Origin of the sequence: Parabacteroides caeci (assembly GCF_023656795.1) — a bacterium.
Classification (GTDB): domain Bacteria; phylum Bacteroidota; class Bacteroidia; order Bacteroidales; family Tannerellaceae; genus Parabacteroides; species Parabacteroides segnis.
The window spans coordinates 13,597-33,373 of record NZ_JAMOKT010000029.1 but is presented as its reverse complement, the minus strand read 5'-3'; the positions used below and the strand labels follow the sequence as shown (position 1 = coordinate 33,373).

The 19,777-nt window shown below is 38.5% G+C and carries 13 protein-coding genes and 1 pseudogene; 1 reads left to right on the top strand and 13 read right to left on the bottom strand.

The features are described from left to right. Positions 1-52 precede the first annotated feature (52 nt). The 5 genes from NBH15_RS15250 to NBH15_RS15230 form a co-directional block, all read right to left on the bottom strand. A complete protein-coding gene (locus NBH15_RS15250; protein WP_128134118.1) occupies positions 53-502 on the bottom strand; it encodes a DUF5018-related domain-containing protein in 450 nt (149 codons plus the stop codon). Positions 503-522: 20 nt separating this feature from the next. Further along, the gene (locus NBH15_RS15245; protein WP_128134117.1) at positions 523-2,382 is read right to left on the bottom strand and encodes a RagB/SusD family nutrient uptake outer membrane protein; all 1,860 of its coding nucleotides are present in this window, start codon (positions 2,380-2,382) and stop codon (positions 523-525) included. A 19-nt stretch (positions 2,383-2,401) separates the two neighbouring features. Then, positions 2,402-5,800 carry a TonB-dependent receptor gene (locus tag NBH15_RS15240; protein ID WP_250822994.1) on the bottom strand — a complete coding sequence of 1,133 codons (3,399 nt, stop codon included), beginning with the start codon at positions 5,798-5,800 and terminating at the stop codon, positions 2,402-2,404. 209 nt (positions 5,801-6,009) lie between these two features. Then, positions 6,010-6,945, bottom strand: coding sequence for a FecR family protein (locus NBH15_RS15235; protein WP_128134114.1), 936 nt, complete (start codon positions 6,943-6,945; stop codon positions 6,010-6,012). Between the two features lie 114 nt (positions 6,946-7,059). Next, complete coding sequence (locus NBH15_RS15230; protein WP_122326698.1) at positions 7,060-7,608, bottom strand: RNA polymerase sigma-70 factor; 549 nt, start codon at positions 7,606-7,608, stop codon at positions 7,060-7,062. Between the two features lie 66 nt (positions 7,609-7,674). Here NBH15_RS15230 and NBH15_RS15225 point away from each other — a divergent pair. Beyond that, positions 7,675-7,791: pseudogene (locus NBH15_RS15225) on the top strand (helix-turn-helix domain-containing protein); the annotation flags it as partial. Positions 7,792-7,915: 124 nt separating this feature from the next. On the opposite strand, the gene NBH15_RS15220 reads toward NBH15_RS15225, so the two are convergent. From NBH15_RS15220 to NBH15_RS15185, 8 genes are all read right to left on the bottom strand, one after another. Beyond that, positions 7,916-9,256 (bottom strand): BT_3987 domain-containing protein, encoded by a 1,341-nt coding sequence (locus NBH15_RS15220; protein WP_128134113.1) that lies wholly within the window; start codon positions 9,254-9,256, stop codon positions 7,916-7,918. 27 nt (positions 9,257-9,283) lie between these two features. Continuing rightward, positions 9,284-11,170, bottom strand: coding sequence for a RagB/SusD family nutrient uptake outer membrane protein (locus NBH15_RS15215; RefSeq protein ID WP_250822993.1), 1,887 nt, complete (start codon positions 11,168-11,170; stop codon positions 9,284-9,286). A gap of 20 nt (positions 11,171-11,190) precedes the next feature. After that, positions 11,191-14,583: a SusC/RagA family TonB-linked outer membrane protein gene (locus NBH15_RS15210; protein WP_128134112.1), complete on the bottom strand. Its 3,393-nt coding sequence runs from the start codon at positions 14,581-14,583 to the stop codon at positions 11,191-11,193. 143 nt (positions 14,584-14,726) lie between these two features. Next, positions 14,727-15,920, bottom strand: a complete 1,194-nt coding sequence (locus tag NBH15_RS15205; protein ID WP_128134111.1) for a FecR family protein — start codon at positions 15,918-15,920, stop codon at positions 14,727-14,729. Positions 15,921-15,979: 59 nt separating this feature from the next. After that, complete coding sequence (locus NBH15_RS15200) at positions 15,980-16,534, bottom strand: RNA polymerase sigma factor (protein WP_128134130.1); 555 nt, start codon at positions 16,532-16,534, stop codon at positions 15,980-15,982. A 304-nt stretch (positions 16,535-16,838) separates the two neighbouring features. Beyond that, positions 16,839-17,513 carry a signal peptidase I gene (lepB, locus tag NBH15_RS15195; protein ID WP_128135763.1) on the bottom strand — a complete coding sequence of 225 codons (675 nt, stop codon included), beginning with the start codon at positions 17,511-17,513 and terminating at the stop codon, positions 16,839-16,841. Between the two features lie 26 nt (positions 17,514-17,539). Continuing rightward, on the bottom strand, positions 17,540-18,163 hold the full coding sequence (locus tag NBH15_RS15190; protein WP_128135762.1) for a hypothetical protein: 624 nt from the start codon (positions 18,161-18,163) through the stop codon (positions 17,540-17,542). A gap of 21 nt (positions 18,164-18,184) precedes the next feature. Continuing rightward, complete coding sequence (locus tag NBH15_RS15185; RefSeq protein WP_199676437.1) at positions 18,185-19,741, bottom strand: DUF4934 domain-containing protein; 1,557 nt, start codon at positions 19,739-19,741, stop codon at positions 18,185-18,187. Positions 19,742-19,777: the final 36 nt, after the last annotated feature.

Sequence of the window (19,777 nt, the reverse complement as noted above, 5' to 3'; positions counted from 1 at the left end):
GATTAATTAAGGGGAAGTAATCAATCGAGTTACTGCACTATAACCAATCGAGTTACTCAATAACTATTTTCCAATCATGTTTCGAACCGTCTGCAGAAGAGATACGATAAGTAAACTCTTTGGCTGACAGATCTGTTACGATACCAGCTTTAGGTGTACCGTTGATAGGTTCGACTAAAGTTCCTTTGTGATAAATGCGGAATCCAGCATATTTCAAATCTTCACCAGCTTTTAACTTCACCTTCGCCACGAAATCAACAGAATCAATAACGGCCGTTCCATTGGAAATCGTGATATTGCGGACTCCAGTGACAGCCAACGGGGTTTCGTTCTGATAATATTCCTGCAATTTAACCTCATCGTCTGTTTCCAACTTTATTATTTCTACATTATCAATGTAAGCATGGTCACCCCATTGGCTCATATCCATTTCAATACGCGGTTCGCAAGAGAAAAGGAATGTAGAACATGTAATGATACAAGCAAATAATATCTTTTTCATACTGTTATCTTTATTAGTTATCAATACCATCCCGGGTTCTGTTCAAGCGTAACCCCGGCTTTTTCTTCATATAATAAAATTTCACTTCTCGGGATAGAACTCAGATAGTCCCTGTCCGGATCGATGTAATACCCTCTTCCGCTATTCGCTTTAAAATCTGCGTTTTTGTAGAGAGGGTTAATCCATCCGTCAATTGCATCGAAGTTTTTTCCTTGAGCAAGGAGAACTTCTTCCGGTTTTTTCCAGTCAAAACCGTCGGCTAATACTTTTTCTGCATCATTCCAGTAATCAAGATATTCCTGAGCGTGCGCTCCAACAGGTTTCCATCCGTTGAATACATCGTCAAACATGGCCCAACGTTTGATATCTGCCAACCGGAACCCTTCCAACATAAGTTCTACACGGCGTTCACGGCGGATTTCATTGACAATATTGGGTGCTCCGGTGTCATATCCTTCCTGCTTCTTGTATGCTATATTCCAACTGTTTATTTCCGACAGGTTCATGCCCGGCATGCCGACTCTGGCACGGATATAGTTAACCGATTTATTGAGATCCTCCTGTGTGATTGTCCCCAAGATGGCTTTTGCTTCTGCAAAATTGAGTAATCCCTCTTCGTAACGTATGATCAGGTCGTCCACCTCCCCGTTATCAAATTCGGCAGCATCGAAAGAGACCCCTTTCCATATCCGGTATCCTGAGTAACATGGATTACGTTGTTGATTTTGAATCAAACCCGGATATTTTGTTTTATACGCATTGGGAATAGTCGGCAAATAATCGTAAAAACGTCCTTTTTGGGGTACCCAAATTGTTTGAGCCAGACGTGGATCTTTATTTTCGGCCAAACTATTCATCAATTTGGGATCGAAAATGACACTGGATATTTCTACCGGTTTCCCGTCTCTCATTAAATAGGAATCAACTGCACTTTTAGTAAGACTTCCCATACCTTCTGCATAAGAACGGCACCATGTTTGTATGACAGCCAAAGAGCGTGAATAACATTTGTACAAAAAAGCTCCGGGAATATTGGAATAATCCATTTGATTGAAGTATTCGAAATACTCATTTCCTTCGCTACCCTTATATAGGTTGCCTCCATGTTTTTGTATCAACATTTCACCGGCTTCTACAGCTTTTTTTAAAAAAGTTGTCCCATCTTGGCCACTTACCTGAAACTTCGTTCCTTTCCGTCCATGATAATATTCCCACGACCCTTCGTAAAGAGCAACACGGGTTTGCAAAACCAATGCAGCTTCTTTGTTTATACGACCGGCCTTCGCTTTGCCTTCGCCTTTCCACTGTAGATACATAACGGCAGAATCCAAATCTGCAATTATACGTTCCGCAACAAATTGGCGACTATCACGTGGCTTATATAACTCTTCACTTTCGGTATTTAATACTTTATCTATATAAGGTACCCCACCAAATGTTTGTAACAAATCGAAATATTTGGCAGCCCTACAATAAAAGCCTTCTCCAAGAAAATGCTTACCTACAGCAGACATGTTGCCAACCTTGTGTGCGTTTGCTAAAAAATAATTGGCTTTGCGGATATAATCATAAGAGTTATTCCAAGTATCATTCTTTTCACTAGCCACTCCCGATGTCGAATGCTTCATTAGGGCATCCGCCGGACTACCGCCAACAACATCGTCATTTGCATTATTCAAGCTGTTCCAACGATAAGCATTTTGTTTCCGAATAATATTCTCATTATACAGACCGTTCATATAATACTCCAAGTCTGTTTCACTGGTAAAAAATGATTGGTCACTCATGGCATCTTGCGGGTAACGATCCAGAAAGTCCGAACATCCGGCCAGACTACAAAGTCCAATCAACCCCATAATATAATATTTTACTGTTTCCATATTCTTTCGTTTTATGTTATTAAATATCGACTTTAACTCCTATAGAATAAGTTCTTTGGATAGGATATCCGTTACCACTCTGACGAATCATTTGCGGATCCAAGTCCAACCAAGATTTATTGTAGATAAAGCCTAAATTCTCAACACTTAAATTGAATGACAGACGGCTGACCTTCAGTTTGCTGATCAATGATGCCGGAACCGTATATCCCAGACTGATATTTTTAATCCTCAAATGAGCCAAATCTATCATATATTGATTATTCGCACTTGCAAAGTTTTTGCTATCGGTATATGCACGGGGGAAAAATGCACCTGTTGAATATTCGGACCAATAGGCTAAATCGACATGCTGCTGGAACATTCTTCGGGAAGAGGCACTCCCCGTCGCTCCGAATGTATTGAAATTATTAATATACCTGACTTCTTTACCCACCCCGTCAAGGAACATGGAAAAAGAGATATTCTTCCAATCAATTCCGAGATTGATAGCATACTTCATACGGGGATAGGTATATCCTAATTCTTTCAGATCGCCCATGGAATACCAGGTTCCCCCTGTTCCGGTATTAATACGTCCATCCCCGTTCAAATCCTGAAAAAGCAAGTCTCCGGTATAATACCAACCATTACCGGGTAATACACTGCCCTGTAACTGGTTTTTATCTGTTGCAATTCCGGCAGATTGGTAACCATACAATTTTCCGAAGACTTGTCCGGGAGTCCATGAATTTCTCGAACCTGTTACATTATTCGGATAACTTACAACATAACCTATATAATCAGATAAAATAAACCGCACGTTATAATTCAAGGGAGAACCGGCCAATACACAAGCTTGGTCTCTCCATGACAATGACATTTCCCACCCCCTTGTTTCAGATACGGCATTATTAGTTTGCGGAGGATTGGTTCCCAAAACTTCCGGCAAAGTACTAACCGGTCCTAATTGGTCGTAAACAGTGCGCTGATACCAATAATATTCACCTCTCAGTCTATTATCTAAAGCGGCAGCTTCCACTCCGAACCCTAATGTTTGTGGTTTTGCCCATGTTATCTGGTTAGCAATAATTCCAGGCATAGAAACATATTTGGGAGCATTGCCATCAAGCACCATTCCACCAACAGTACCTGTCCCCATAGTCGGAATGTATAAATAATTACCCCCGGCTTGATCGCCCAGTTTTCCGAAAGAACCGGTTACTTTCAACGTTGATATTTGCTCGATTGGCCAAAAAGCTTCACGAGCAATATTCCAACCGGCAGAAACGGAAGGGAAGAAAGCCCAACGGGTATCAGCAGGATATTTGGAAGCTGCGTCATAACGTCCGTTTACATCCAACAAATAGCGGCTGTCATAATTATAACTTAGCCTAAAGAATGTACCCATAGTAGACCAATGATTTTTTTCATCTGTCAACTTCATGTTATCTCCCCATGAGACATTAAAGGATGGTATATTCTGTGTATATAAACCGGTGAGAGTTCCTATCATATTATGATTTTGCTTGTATTCCGTTTGTAAACCTACCAATACGCTAAAATCATGTTTTCCGAACGCTTTATGATAGTCGGCAGTCAAATCCATTGTGTAATAATTACTTCTGTATGATTTTTTCCACAATTTATCAACCGTAGAAGAACGTGCCGAACGAACTTTATCTCCATTTGGTTCATCAACATAAGCAACCAGTGTGGAACGGTCATCCAAAGCACTTTGTATATTCCATGAAAAATCACCTTTTACCGTCAGTCCTTCGACTGGTGTTAATTTCAATCCCCCAGATAACCAAAAATCATCTATCGTTTTATCCATACGTCCTTGTGCTCCTGTTAAAGCAGGCATAGCAGAGAGACGATGCCATGACCCATCCGGATTTTTAATTGGTATATTGGGGAAATAAGCTAAGCTATTTAAGAAATTACTATCAGAATTGGAAGAACTATCGGCTCCTCTATAGTTCGGACGAACCGTTTCCTGACGGACATAACGAGTATTCATATTAAACGACAACCAGTCTGCTATTTCAGTGTCAACCTTCAATATAGCTGAATATTTTTTGTATTTATCTATATCCGAATTATAAATACCTTGCTTGTAGTTATACCCTAGACCGGCATAATAAGAGGATTTGGTTGTTCCACCTGAAACACTTAAATCGTGCGTCGTACTATGAGCTACATCACGAAAAGCATAATCGTAATAATCCGTATTAGCATAAGCATCCCAATGTTCGCCCCACCAGCCGTTAGGTTGAATCTCATTATACGTAGCCAGTTTACCATCGATGTAATCCTGCATTTTCTGAATTACATTTTCCGAATAGGGACCTTCCTGTAAACTATTTCTGAACGAACGATTATGAATGTTTGCAAAATCGACAGAGGATGCAGATTTAGGTAACATAGACGGTTGGCTTATCTGATATGTACCGGAATATTGTATAGAGGCTTTTTTGCCTTTTTCCCCTGTTTTAGTAGTGATAAGAACAACACCGTAAGGAGCTCGTGAACCGTAGATGGCAGAAGCTGCCGCATCTTTTAATACGGAAATAGTTTCTATATCGTTGGGATTCACAAAATCCATGTCTTGTTCTACACCATCTACCAATACAAGGGGCTCCCCTTTTGTATTTATTCCCGTAAAACCTCGAATATTCAAAGAAGAACTTGCATCGGGAGCACCGGAAGTTGTCGAAATATTTAAGTTAGGCACAACCCCTTCCAACATTTCCGTAGCAGTCCTAACCGGACGATTCTCCAAAACTTTACTATCCACCGATTCTACGGCAGCAGTCAAGTTTACTTTCTTCTGAGTACCATAGGCCACAACTACAACTTCATCCAGAGCCTGAGTATCTTCTTTCATAACGACCCTTAAAACAGAGTCCTTCCCCGTTTGTATCTCTATCGGATTATACCCGATATAAGAAACAAGAAGAATTGCATTATTTGAAACTTCCAAACTAAACTTCCCATCTACATCCGTTATCGTCCCATTCGTAGTTCCTTTCTCAACCACGTTGGCACCGATAACCGGTTCACCATTCTGGTCCAAAACAGTTCCCGTTACTTTCTTTCCGGTTTGTTGTTTCACCATATTTTCTGGGGCAACAGCACCTTTCACTAAAGTGATATTCTTACCTACCACCTTATAAGATACACCTGTACCTTCAAAAACTCTGTTAAGAACTTCTGATACCGATTCATTATTCACATCAACTGAAACTTTTCTATTTACATCGACTTCATTCTTGTCATACACAAACAAATAATCGGTCTGTCTCTCTATCTCGCGCATCACTTTCTGGATGGAAAAACCATTCGCCTGTATGGATACTTTCGCATTTTGCGAATCGGCTTCAACCGCAAAAAGCGTATAAATACAAGTAAATAAGGCAACAACAGTGATTCTCATAATTCGAAATATATGTTTAAATTTAAGTATAGATTGCCTGTACAAAATATAATTCATAATTTTGTAATTAATAATTAGTTAGTACTTCGATAAATCTCCCAATTCGGGGTTCTGACCCACAACCGGTAAGCGTTGCAGCGCTTGCCGGTTTTCTCATATCTTTACGTTTGTATCATAGGCTATTAGAATTTAAAAGTTACACATCAAAATCAGTTAATAGTTATCAGATTCTTTTCCTCGTCTTTCTTATAAGTAAAATGATTGGTCAATTGCAGCACACTCAGAATATGATCCAGACCATCCCTTGTCCGGAACTTACCCGTACAATGTCGCTTGTTTTCCAATACGGATTTATTATTCACATGGATATTTACATCGAAATATAATTCCAGCTTTTCCAGAACTTCTGTCAATGGTTCATCAAAATAAAGAATACCTTCACGCCACAAAAAATAGTCCGCACTTTCGATAGGTATAACCGACAATCCATCATCTCCAATCACAGCCCGGTTGTTCGGGGTCAGGGATATGGAATGATTGGTCATGCGATCTGAAATTTCGACTTTCCCTGTTAACAATGCTGTCTCAAATTCTTTTGACTGATTATAAGCATGTACATTAAAAGATGTACCTAAAGCTTTAACATCATAAGTAGATGTCGAAACAATAAACGGCTTTTCCTTATTGGCCTTTACTTCAAAAAAACCTTCTCCAACCAAAGTTACCTGCCGTTTTCCTTCAACGAAGCGAGTCGGGAAATTCAGTGTACTCCCGGCATTCAGCCAGACTTTTGAACCATCCGCCAGAGTCAACTGTGCATTTTGGCCTGCCGGGACATGTATGGTTTGCATGGCAATATTTTCTTCCGTATCTGGATTGAGCCAATAGTTCAATGCAAATCCCAACATAAAAACAGCAGTGATCTTCACCACCTCCCGCATAATACTCCGCCACCTGAACTTTCCTTTCAACGGCAGTGTGACAGTTTCCGGTTTTTCATGCCAAAAACCAATTTCATACAAGCGGCACAGTTGCTGATAATGCTTCATGTTTGCCGCATCAGCATCCAACCATTCCGTAATCAGACGTGATTGCTCCTCTGTTGTACGTCCTTCAAAATATAATTGCAATAGTTTATCGTCCATATTTTATCTCTTTACATATATAAGACGACAACCGGAGAAAGTTCACTAGTCCCGAATGAAAAAAAAATTTCCATCCGAATGAAACTTTTTTCTCCTTTCGGATAAAACAGGAAATCAATAAAACAGAAAATAGAGGATAGGTAAATAATCTTTCAACGAAATTCTCAAGGCTTTTAAGGCTTTGCCCATATGATAATCCACTCCTTTAACAGTAATACCCAATATGTCGGCTATTTCTTTACCCGACTTATTCTCAAAACGGCTCATAATAAAGATTCTCCGGGTCTGCTCCGGAAGCTTTTTTAACGTATCAGCCATGATCGAACGTATCTCGTCTGAAAAAATATAATCCGGATCGCACGCCTCCAAAGTCGAGATACGAATTGCCAGTTCACGACTGCGCCACTCCTGCATAGCATCGAATGCCTCTTGTTCGTGAGCACGCGCCTTCAAATAATCCAATGATTTATGCTTCAAAATAGTCAATAACAATGCCTGTGGTTTTTCCACAGATTCTTTTTTCATCGTTTCCCATAATTTGAGCAACGATTCCGTCACAATATCTTCCGCAGCCAGATCATTCCGGACATACAAATTTGCAAACCGGAACGATTTGGCATAATATTGTGCATATATACTATTGAATAACGTGGTTACAGGCATATTTATAACATCTCCTCCTGGGGCAAAAATAAAAAGAATATTCGGTATATATAAATATTCGGATAGAAAGTAAACCAGATCTGTTATAAGATAGGAATAGAAGATACCTATTATTTCTCCCGTCTGTTCAGTAAAATGATGGGGATGTCGCCGAGGGAGTATAAAAAGCAGAAGAAAGGATAAGTCTTTTTCAAGTTACAATATTCGATTATTTTATAAAACAATTACAAAGAAAGCGGAAATATGGAATCTAATGAACCATACTTCCGCCTTTGATAACAAAAGACTTATGTCTGGGAAATAAAGTCTAGAAAACCTTCATTCCAAATTCACTCCATACGAAGAAATTACCTCCTGTCGCATTTTCCGGAACAGAGAAACGAATAATCTTAAACGGCTTTCCTACCATAATCTTCGAATTATAAGTTTCTTTACCACCAGTCGGCAGTCCGTCGGTCAGCGTGCTTATCTTATTAAAAGATACACCATCCAGACTACCTTCAATAATGATCTTTGCCGGTGCGGCACTGCCATTTGCCGAACGTGTCGTATAATAGAAATTAAACGCAGTAGTCTCTGCCGGTAATGCAACCTGAAGGTAATGAGAACCTTCCACAGCAACGCTCCAGGCAGAATGGAAGTAAGTTTCCACATCTCCATCCAACAGATTTGCCAATGAACCTTCCGACGGCTCAACGGCATTTGAAGAAAGCATATCGGCTGTCAATTCCACTTTTTTCAATTTGCTTTCGTCCGGTACATATGAAATACCATAAAGACATGCGTTTTTACCCGGATCAATAACAAAATATTCCTGTGTACAATTAGCCAGTCGCAATGGCAGAACATAATTACCGTACTCCAGTGTTGTACGGTCTACCGTAATTTCCAGATTTACCAGACTTGAATCAGGTGTAAATCCGACAACACCATCCCCGCTCAACATATAAGCATCTTTCGGTAGCAATGAATAATTCGTATCATTTTTCTTATTATACTCATCCAATAATGCCTGGTCAACTTCAACCTTACAATCGAATGTCCATTTATTTGTTAATGGCATTGTAACCGGTAAAGTGAATTTAGCCTGTTGAGCACCTTCATCCGTAAAAGAATTAGATACATATCCCGTTTGGCTGAAATACACAGAAGGGATCGATACAGTTGGAACCAGAATCATCTGACTTTTTTCTGCATTAATTGAATCTTTGGAGTTTTTCAAAGAAACAGGCAATGCATATTTTACTTCTGCCGGTAAACTGAAAATAATATCAGTTTTGAACGCTACATTTACATGCTTATACAAATTGTCCGCTCCAAACTCAACTCTATCCTCTGCAATCTGATAACAATTATCAGGCAGTTTTACATATCCAGTACCATTTTGAGCATTATAATTTGCCAACACATCATCCGATACTTCGATCTCGACTTCAGTAATACTTCCTAAATCAGAACCTGATTTATTAATTACCAATTGATAATCACCATCCTCACCTGTTTTATAAAGTGAAACCAGTATTTCACCATTATTCCTGAAATAAAGTATCGTACTATAATCACTCAGAAACTCACCTTTATTATCTTCACAGGCTGTAAATGCCACACCTAAAGAAAACAGGAATGATATTATTAATATATTCTTCATAAACAATGTCTTTTAAGATTATCAGAATTACCAACCATAATTCTGAGTTAACAATTTATTTCTATCCAACTCTCTTTGTGAAAAAGGATACAGATAATGGTTATCTTCAAACACACGTGTTTCAAAAGCAACCCTTTCCCAAAAACCATCGGGAGTCTCATCTCCACTTCCGGGGAATTGCGTATTCATACCATATATCGGTCCTCCATCAACCTCCTTGGAAATCATCCATGTACGAGTATCGAAATAACGATGATTCTCAAAAGCGAGTTCAATACGACGCTCACGACGGCAAAGTTCGATCAACTCTTCTGTAGTTGCATTAGGATAAACATCAGTAATCGAAGCCAAACCGGCACGGTCACGTAGATCACCCCAAAGCTCCATCGCTTGTGTTTCATACCCCGAAGGCAAAGCGACATTTCGTTTTTTACACTCGAGCACCGATTCTATAAAGTTGAGATACATCTCGGCTAGACGGAATGTCGGAAAGACTATATTTCCCCATTGACCACTGGCAGAGTTAAGCGTATGATCATAAAAACGATTGATCAGATATCCGGATTTCGGATAATCATGCGATTTATTTCCATTCCCCCCTTTAGCAAAAGAAATCAAAGTCATACCACTACCATGGTGCCACTTATTTCCACCGAAAAATACAGAAACATAGAAACGTGGTTCACGATCTTTATACATGTTCGGAGCATTCAAATCATACGCTGCGGCACCTCCCCAAGCCGGATATTCCCATGTTGTCTTTTCAAATTCATCTTCACTATATCCGGATTGTGTATCAATAACTGGATTTGTTCCGCTATATCCGGAAATCGGATAACGCCCGTTAGACATAGCATATGCATCCACCTGTTGCTGAGTCGGGCCAACGCCACCATAAGCAGTTCCGGAAATTCCGGTCGGAACTGTATGTACGCCCATTGTATAACGGCCTTTATAACCGGTCGACCAGATCAATTCAGAATTCCAATGTTCCTGAGTTATCCCATAATAATTTGCATACGGGTCAGAACCGTCGCCGGCACGGTATAATTTATACAGTGAATTATCAATCAAAACTTTAGCAGCCTTAGCTGCTTCCAGCCATTTATTTGCATCGTATTCCTGAGGAAATAAATGTACTCCTGATAATTCCGGGAATTTATCAGTCACCGGATTTATCACGGAACTATATAATTTATTTCCATTAAACAGATCACGCGCCGAATAAAGTTTTAAACGAGCGATAAGAGCCTGACAAGCACCTTTGGTTGCCAATCCTTTTTCTGCATCCGAATAATTTTCAGCCATTGCCGGGTCATTGATACAGGCTTCCATTTCACTCACTACATAATTCACACATTCATCCCATGTATTACGTGGCCGGTAAAGATCTTCAGTTGAAGCTGTAAAGTCCAGTAATTCATCCCCCAGTAAGAAGACCGGCCCATAAATACGCATCATCATAAAATAATAATAAGCGCGTGCGAATCGACTTTGTACTTTCCATTGCGCCAGTTCTTCCTTTGTCACAATAGGATCGGAACAACGGTCGACATTCTGCATAAAAATATTACATTCACGAATACCTTTATAATAGAAATCCATTTTATAATAAGGAACGCTACTGGCATTCCAAGAGCCAAAATTGATCCAGCGTGTGTCCCGGTCATAAGTAATCGATCCTTCATCAGATGCACCTAACCAAGGGGAATAATTAAAGTCATCAGCATCATTCGGCAAAAAACTCATCGAATTAAGCCAATAACTTCTGGTATTATTACGGGCTTCCCAGATTTTATCAAATGTTAGTTTTTCATCTTCCTGTCTGTCCAGAAAATCATCACAAGATACGAAAAAAGAGGTTCCGACCAGAAGACAAATGATTTGAAAAGATTGTATGATTGATATTTTCATATTCATAATTATTTAGAGGATTAAAAATTAGCATTAAAACCAACTGTTACTACTCTGTTCGGAGGATAGCCGGAACCGTCTCCATTCCCCTTTTCAGGGTCCCATAACTTAAATTTACTGAATGTAAGCAAGTTATTTCCTGATAAATAGAAGCGAACCGATTTAATAAAAGTTTTACTCATCAGGCTCTTCGGCATCGTATATCCTACTTCGAAGTTTTTCAAACGAAGAAAACTGCCATCCCGCATCCACCAGTCAGAAGTCTGGGCATTATTGGATGAACCTGACGATCCACTCCAACTCAGGCGGGGATAAATCGCTCCAGCATTTTGTTCCGGGGTATTACCTGGTCTCCATACATTATTATAAACATCCTCATTAATTGCGGCACGTTCCATATTTCCGGAACCGAAAGGAGTCTTTATGGTTGATCCGCTTAAAAAGAAGTTTACATGATTAACACCCTGGAAAAACACATTCACATCCCAATTCTTCCATTGAGCAGTTGCACCAAAACCATAAATCATTTCAGGTAAATTGGTATATCCCATCGCTATCTGATCCTGTGAGTTAATTACACCATCACCATTTACATCCTGATATTTAATATCACCGACCCGATATTCACCAAATGTTTGTTTTGGACTATTATCAATATCTTCCTGGCTTTCAAAAAGTCCAAGTGCAACAAGTCCGAATGGTTGCATAGCACCACCCGATCCAAAAGGTTTTCCTATTCTGTTTTGGTATTTATACTCCCAGTCAGGCTCATCATTATTAAGCAATTCATTTCTATTATATGTAAAATTAGCCCGTCCGGTCAGAAATACTTGTCCGATTTTCTGTGAGTATTCCATTGTTCCGTCAAAACCTTGATTTTTTGTTTCACCAATATTCGTATAAGGAATTACGGATAAACCTGCAATAGCAGGCAAACCAGCACGCTGCAGAAAAATGCCGGTACGCTTTTCTGAAAAATAATCTGCTTGAATACGCAGTTTATTAAATAAAGAAAATTCAGCTCCGACATTAAGTTTATGAGCCTCTTCCCATGATGCTGTCAAATTCTCAACATCACCAACTCGGATACCTCCGCCTCCATTTCCTCCGGCAGAACCATAGTTCCAATTTCCAGCACCAGCATCATTGCCTACAAGAATTGTCGATTCATAGACCCAGCGACGTTGTCCTCCGATATCATCATTTCCGACAATACCATATGATCCTTTCAGCTTAAGCATATCGACCACTTTTGTCAGCGGTTGAAACCACTTTTCATTAGAAATCATCCATCCGATCGCACCAGCAGGAAAGAATCCGAACCTATGCCCACGCGCAAAGTTCTCGGAACCGTTATAACCGACATTCACTTCTGCAAAATAAGTATCATTGAATGCATACGTCATACGTCCCGCAATACCTTGGTTCTTATAAGGCAATGATTTAAATTTATCACCTTCCTGTGTGCGAGTGTGTATTTTATGATTGTATAAAAACAGTGCTCCCAAACGGTGTTTTTCATTAAATAAGCGTTCATAATTAAGAGAGGCCTCCATATAAGTGGTCATTGTTCCGTCACGACCGATTGCGTACGATAACTCTCCACTACCCGTACGGATTGGAGTACCGAAAATCAGATTACCCTCTTCATCCCTTCCTGTGGCATGATATTGGGTCGGTTCTTTACTACGGCGCTGAATAGTTGTATTCCATGCATCCCATGAAAATTTGAAATTTCCGGTCAATCCCTTCAAAGGTTCCCAAAGTACCCCAAAATCCTGAGTCAATCCGACAAGCGACTGTGAAGAGTTCCAGAATTGTTGACGATAGCCCGAGTGTACAAGCATATTCCAAGGATTATAACCAGAATCACTGGAAGGCGCAGCAATTGTACCATCTGAATACTGAACAGGAAAAGCATTAGGAGAAACTAAATAGGTATATTGCCAAATAGTATCATCATTATCGCCAAAACCCGGACCAAAAGACTTCTCATAAATATTCGCAAGGTTTAAATTCAAAGTTGTACTCTTTGTCAAAGCCAAATCAACATTCGCCCTGAAATTAAACTTATTATAATTAATCGATGAATTATAATCGTATATATCGCCTGCACTCTTAAAAATTGAACTTTCATTATAAAATGATCCTGAAATATAGTATTTAACTATTTCCGTACCACCTGTAATACTTAGGTTTACTCGCTGGTTCGATGCCAGATCGTTATACAATGCATCAATCCAGTTCACATTTGGATAAAGATCCAGATCAGATCCGTTGCGGTACATTTCTATCGTTTCCGGCGTATAATAACCTGGTTGAATATCATTATACAAGTCAGCCCATTGAGCAGAATTAACCATTTTAGGCATTTTGGTCGGACTGGTAATGCCGGCTTCAGTACGTACGTTGATAACAGGCTTTCCTACGTTTCCTTTTTTAGTCGTGATCAGGATGACTCCATTTGCCCCACGTACCCCATATACTGCTGAAGCAGAAGCATCTTTCAAGATAGAAAAAGATGCAATATCGTCTGTATCAACCAAATCCAGTTCACGTTCAATACCGTCAACCAACACTAAAGGAGTCGAATTTCCTTTAAAAGAAGATACGCCACGAATATAAAAATCGGCTGCACTGTTTTTGCCGGGTTCACCCGAACGGCTCATTGCCACGACACCTGCTAACTGTCCGGCCAAAACATTGGATATTGAAGCGCCTGGTACTTTCAGGTTCGCAACATCAACGGTAGATATAGCCCCGACAACACTTTCTTTCTTTTGACGCCCATAGCCTACTACCACAACTTCGTCAAGCACTTCATCATCCGACTCCAATGTCACATTAATAGTCGATTGATTATTTACAGCGATATCGACACTCCTCATCCCCATATAAGAGAAGGTCAACACTCCGCCAACTCCGTCAACTTTAATCGTGTATTTACCATCAATATCAGTAACAGCCCCAACAGAACTGTTCTTCAACCAGATATTCGCCCCAATCAAAGGTTCACCGGTCGCATCGCTGACAACCCCAGTTACCGTTATACTCTTCTTTTGCGAAACCGAAGGCAAAGAAGCAGGACCAGAAATCGCTTTTCTTTTTACCACGACCTGATTTCCATTTATCTGATAAGTTAGTTCTGTCTTCTCAAACAGCGGATTAAGAATTTCTTGTATAGAACCTTTCACTACTCCTGTTTGCGCTTTTCTATTCAACTCGCTTTTGATCTCATCGGAATAGAAAAACACATAACCGGTCTCGGTCTCTATGAATTTAAGAACGTCCAGCATAGTGGACTGTTTTTGTTCCAGTATTTGTTCTATCGAAATAAACGACTCATTATTTGCATAAGCACAGGTTATACCCATACTCAGCAGTAATACAATAATATGTCTGATTTTTTTCATACATTTGTATGTCTTTAGGTTTTTCATTTTTAATTGGAAAATTTAAATCTCTGACAAGTCCGGACGATCTTGCCCATCGTTCGGACTTTTAATTTCAAGCGTTTTTCATATTCTATATTCCATAGGCAATTCTTTTTAGGTTATTATTCTATTAGTAATGTATTTGATTCAAAGCGATAATGAACATTATAAAGCATTGAAAAAGTTTCCATGACCTGCTCTATGTTATCAAACAAGACGAGTTTACCGGAACTTGTCCGCCGGGCAATACCAGGAGCACATTCAATTTGCACATTATAGTAACGACTTAAACGCATCAGGATATTTTCCATTGTTTCTCCTTTAAAAATAAGTATGCCATCTTTCCAGGAGATATAGTCTAAAACATCTACCTCATTAATTTCGTGTTTATCAGGTTGAAGGGTCAACTTATGATTTGGAGTTAATTGTATATTTTCTTTTTCCTTTGTGTTAACCATCACGCTACCTTCTACTAAAACCACTGATTGTGCCTGCTCGTCACCATAAACAGAAAGATTGAATTTAGTCCCCAACACATTGACTGTAAAATTAGCCGTTTTCACATGAAAAGGTTTGCCACTTTTTACGACCTCGATATAAATCTCCCCCTCCGCTTCGATAGTACGATCGTCACCATCAAACCGGGAAGGGAAACGCAACACACTCCCTGAGTTTATCCAAATTTTAGAACCATCAGCCAATAATAATGAAGAACGGCGCCCTTTGGGTACGACCAACGTATTCATCACTGTCTCATCAATATTCTTTTCAATCCCTTCAGTCTCAATTTTTTTTACAATGAGTCCTTCATTCTGAGAGTTTTTCATCGTTACATCAGAGTTGAAAGAGATCAAGGCATTGTCCTCCACATTTATAATTTTCTGATCCTTTGTTATCAATGTAACCTCTGTATGAACCGTGTCAATAGCCATACCGATACCTGTCATCAGATTATTTCCTGAAAACAGACCTCTATCCATTAACCAGTATCCTGCCAGACTAACTGTTACAAAAACAGCACAAGCCGCTGCATATCTCATAAATAGATTACGCTTTTTAAAACGCTTTTGCTGCATTTCGTTTTGCAACCTCAGCCAAATTTGTTCTGATTTTTCATCCGGAATAGAATACTCGTTCAACTGTACAGATCTTAATATTAAACGTGCTTCGTCAATAGCCCGTTGGTTTTCCGAATGTTCTTTTATCCAAGCATGCCATTTAATATCCAACTCTTGGGTCGGTACCATACACCACATGACAAAACTGTGGTCATGTAACAATCGATGTACTATTTCTGGTATTTGTTTATCGCTCATTCCTTACTTTTATGAGTATTCATTTAAATAAATACGCACAAAGAAGAAATATGACCCCATTAAAATGAAAAAAAATGATTGGAAAGAAAAAAATAAAATAAAACAGGACCATATTGCTCACGCATACGTTCGATTGCGCGATATATTAATTTACGTGTTCCCTTAGTCGTAAGATTCAGTAATACAGCAATTTCATCATACTCTAACTCTTGCATATAGCGTAAATAAATGGCTTCTCTTTGTCGTCCCGTAAGACTGCATAACATATTTTCAATTTGTTCCGCAATTTCCTTTCGCTCCTCCTCTTCTTCTATATAATCCAGTCCAGACACAGCTATAGAAAACAGATAATCATCTGATTCATCGATATCTTCCATAGTAACTTCCTTTCGCTTTTCAGAAATCATTCGATTTTTTAAACACCGGAAAAGATAATATTTTACATTATCATTATCAACAATCTCATTCTGATGTTCAAAAAAATGTAGGAATACATCATGAATCAGATCATACAACGCATCATCATCAACACCGAGTGCCTTACCATATGAATACATCTGACCTACATATTTTTCATATAGTCTTTTATAGTCACATTGTTTTGTTCTCAACATTTTTCCTAATTTATTATGCAATGGACCATTATTCCATGGTTCTTGTAGAACAAATGCATTTTTATTAGAAATTGACCAAATATGCATGAGATATTATTGATTCAGACCAAAAAATCAGGCCTAAGAGACTGCATTTTTGTAACAAATCTCTTTTTTTCATAGAATATCATCCCTTTATAAAGGGATATAATACTTTTTTACCCTATTTTTGTATTTATTATTCCATAGTTCTACAAGAACTACGTTGTTTATTATAAATAAACTCTTTGACTACAATAATGTAAGGTAAAATAATCAATACCTATCAGGTTATTTTATGAAAAAAACGTCTAAGCCTAATCTTTTTACCTTTAGTACCCAGATTGTTAACAGAAAACAGTACGCAATTAAATTTACCCACAATTAAGGTTTCCGGAATATATCCGAAATATCGGCTGTCCCTTGAATCGGCAGAATTATCTCCCTCAACATAATAATAAGTACGTTTAAGCCTATAAATAGAATCACAAATGCCATTTATACAAACAGCACGGTTTCTCATTCTCACATCGTTTCCCTCCTCTGCAATTAGTTTTCTCAGGAACAGATAATTCTCCCGTCTGATATGTAAAGTATCATTTTCTTTCTTTATCCGAGTAATTCGCTTTACTAATAATTGGTCCATATTTTCCGGACTGTTGAAAACCACTATATCACCGACTTCCGGATAACCCATTCCAGGAAGTCGCCTATATTTCCAATGAGTATTCCTGTCCATTTCCCGCAACGGGCGTATCCATGTGAAAACATTGATAACCGGAATATCCGCCCATTTAGCAGGAAAACGTGCTCCATACGTAATCTTATCTATCCAAACCCTGTCACCGCAAAGGAGTGTCGGTTCCATACTACCGGAAGGTACTATACATAACTCTCCTACTGCAATCCGGATAAAAAGACAAAAAAGTATGAATAAAATAACAGCAATGACCTTTTTCATCAAAATATGACTTTACCACTTATTTTTCAGTATATTACCTTATACTTAAAGAATCGTACGATCGCATCATAAAATTCCGAATTAAAATGTTTGGTATGGCTATCAGTCACACAAGAGCTGACTATAAACAAATCATCTGTAATCATCCATGTTATCGCCGCCGGATGATTTTTGCTGAACTCCTCCAACACAGATACATACTTGTCATCCATATAAAATACCGATATTTCCGATTTCAATCGTAGCAGTTCATTTTGCACATCTTTTCGTGGCAAATGCGATATGATCAGCATCCTCCCTCCGATTATTTTTTTCAGTTTTTCCAATGAATTCAGCTGTTCCATAATACAAGAGGAGCATGATAAGTCCGAAAAATAGAAAACGACATTATAGCCTCTTATCAATGTTTCCAGTCCCATGCGTCCTATCATTTTATCCTGATACCCCAATGTCCCTGTTACATTCTCAAACTTTTTCCCGTTCAGTTTTAAATAAGAATAGGCCTTCCCCAACTCTTCATTCAAATACTCGTCGGAAACTATTTCATTCTGTGAAACGACTTTATTGTCATTCTTTTTCATGGCAAAATTTAAAAATATATTCGCTACCACGGAAATCAGAATAGCAATATACAAATAGATTCTTTTCATATAGATTCAATTTTATAGTTGTTACTTCTTTACTTTCAATAAAAAGAGCATCGGATTAGTTTCCCCGATATTATTCCGATCCGGAAAACGTTCCTCAATCATCGCTGTTAATTCTTTTGCTCTTTTAGCAGTCAGAAGCCCTTCTTCCTGCCAAGCCTTAAAACCTATATTAATAGCTGCCTGCAACCTTTCTTGCGGACCTACCGATATCAAATAATCTTTATATTGGCCAATTGGATGAGAAAGACCTATAAACAAAAAATCATTCAATATATGGCTAAAGGTTTTGACTTTTTGTGTCTTTTTGTCGTAAACCGTAAACTTGGGAATAACTATATGCTTATTTTTAATAAAGACCTTGTCATTTATTTCAAATATATCCTTAATCCCTGCCATTTTCTTACACTCTAATAGAACTGTCAGAGGAAGACGAGTTCTTTTAAGAATACTCTCACGGTCGACCTTACTCATTGATTTATCTTTATAATCAATAAAATATTTTGGAGTTAACTCATCTCCTCTTATAGTAAAAATAGAATCACGCAAATCTTCTGCAAAAAGAATTTCGTTATCCAGTTTTCGGAAAACACAATAATTAGTTTTTGATAGTTTTTCAATAACCGGATAATACTTATTCACCGTTTTCCCTTTATCATCCTTGATAACTAAAGAATATAAAGGATCACCATGAACCACATTTTCCCGATACAAATAGAACAATCCATTTTGATACTCAAAATTATCAGCATAATAATTCATCGGTATATCTTTTATAAAATCTCCTTCATAAGAAAAAGCAAGAACTTTCGTTCGCATTAAATCATACAAATAGACCACTCGTTCCTCTTCGTTCAATGAAAAATCGGATAAATCAACAAATTCTTCAGGTTCCTGCCCACGGTTCCCGATCTTATACAAATATTTCCCCATATGATCAAACACATAAACGCCTTTTGGATTATTTCTTTCCATGATAAAAATATAACTGTCAGACATCACAACCTTTCTGATTTCTCCTAAAATACATTCATCTTTGAATTCTAAAGGAATCATTTTTATATCCTCTGCAAAGTCAGACAATTTACCATAATCGGTTTCCATATCTGTTATCGGTATAGAAACCATATCACCAATTTCTGTTCTCTTTTGCTCTTCTTTTATTGATGCAGCTGCACCATCGGCTTTTGCATATTCTATCCAGAATTCGCCACAAGGTGATGAAGAACATTGCTTATCTCCTCCTGGTTTACATCTTGTTGAAGCATTACTGACAGATAAGATTCCATACCCATCAGCTTCAACTTTGAATTGTAATCCAAAAGCAGTAACAGTGTCAGCTGCACCTGTGACAATTACGAAACAATCTTCTGATATTTCAGTCCAAAGAACGCCAGTGTCAGTACCAGCTCCCTTACCTGCGTCTCCACCAGTACTAATAGAATCATTACTCTGTGCCAACACTTCTAAATGAAGCGGATGATCCTTAACGCCATCGCCACCCCAGGCGTACTGGATGTTTAACACAAGTGCCAAAAGGAGCATTGCTCCACCGATTTTCAGAAAGCTTTTCTTTTTCATGCTTACCTCCAACTTTAATTGTTATTACTTATTGAT

What these genes read in the sequence shown, in the direction of transcription:
- NBH15_RS15250 (WP_128134118.1), bottom strand. Translation starts at nt 502, where the DNA reads ATGAAAAAGATATTATTTGCTTGTATCATTACATGTTCTACATTCCTT.
- NBH15_RS15245 (WP_128134117.1), bottom strand. Translation starts at nt 2,382, where the DNA reads ATGGAAACAGTAAAATATTATATTATGGGGTTGATTGGACTTTGTAGT.
- NBH15_RS15240 (WP_250822994.1), bottom strand. Translation starts at nt 5,800, where the DNA reads ATGAGAATCACTGTTGTTGCCTTATTTACTTGTATTTATACGCTTTTT.
- NBH15_RS15235 (WP_128134114.1), bottom strand. Translation starts at nt 6,945, where the DNA reads ATGGACGATAAACTATTGCAATTATATTTTGAAGGACGTACAACAGAG.
- NBH15_RS15230 (WP_122326698.1), bottom strand. Translation starts at nt 7,608, where the DNA reads ATGCCTGTAACCACGTTATTCAATAGTATATATGCACAATATTATGCC.
- NBH15_RS15220 (WP_128134113.1), bottom strand. Translation starts at nt 9,256, where the DNA reads ATGAAGAATATATTAATAATATCATTCCTGTTTTCTTTAGGTGTGGCA.
- NBH15_RS15215 (WP_250822993.1), bottom strand. Translation starts at nt 11,170, where the DNA reads ATGAAAATATCAATCATACAATCTTTTCAAATCATTTGTCTTCTGGTC.
- NBH15_RS15210 (WP_128134112.1), bottom strand. Translation starts at nt 14,583, where the DNA reads ATGAAAAAAATCAGACATATTATTGTATTACTGCTGAGTATGGGTATA.
- NBH15_RS15205 (WP_128134111.1), bottom strand. Translation starts at nt 15,920, where the DNA reads ATGAGCGATAAACAAATACCAGAAATAGTACATCGATTGTTACATGAC.
- NBH15_RS15200 (WP_128134130.1), bottom strand. Translation starts at nt 16,534, where the DNA reads ATGTTGAGAACAAAACAATGTGACTATAAAAGACTATATGAAAAATAT.
- lepB (WP_128135763.1), bottom strand. Translation starts at nt 17,513, where the DNA reads ATGAAAAAGGTCATTGCTGTTATTTTATTCATACTTTTTTGTCTTTTT.
- NBH15_RS15190 (WP_128135762.1), bottom strand. Translation starts at nt 18,163, where the DNA reads ATGAAAAGAATCTATTTGTATATTGCTATTCTGATTTCCGTGGTAGCG.
- NBH15_RS15185 (WP_199676437.1), bottom strand. Translation starts at nt 19,741, where the DNA reads ATGAAAAAGAAAAGCTTTCTGAAAATCGGTGGAGCAATGCTCCTTTTG.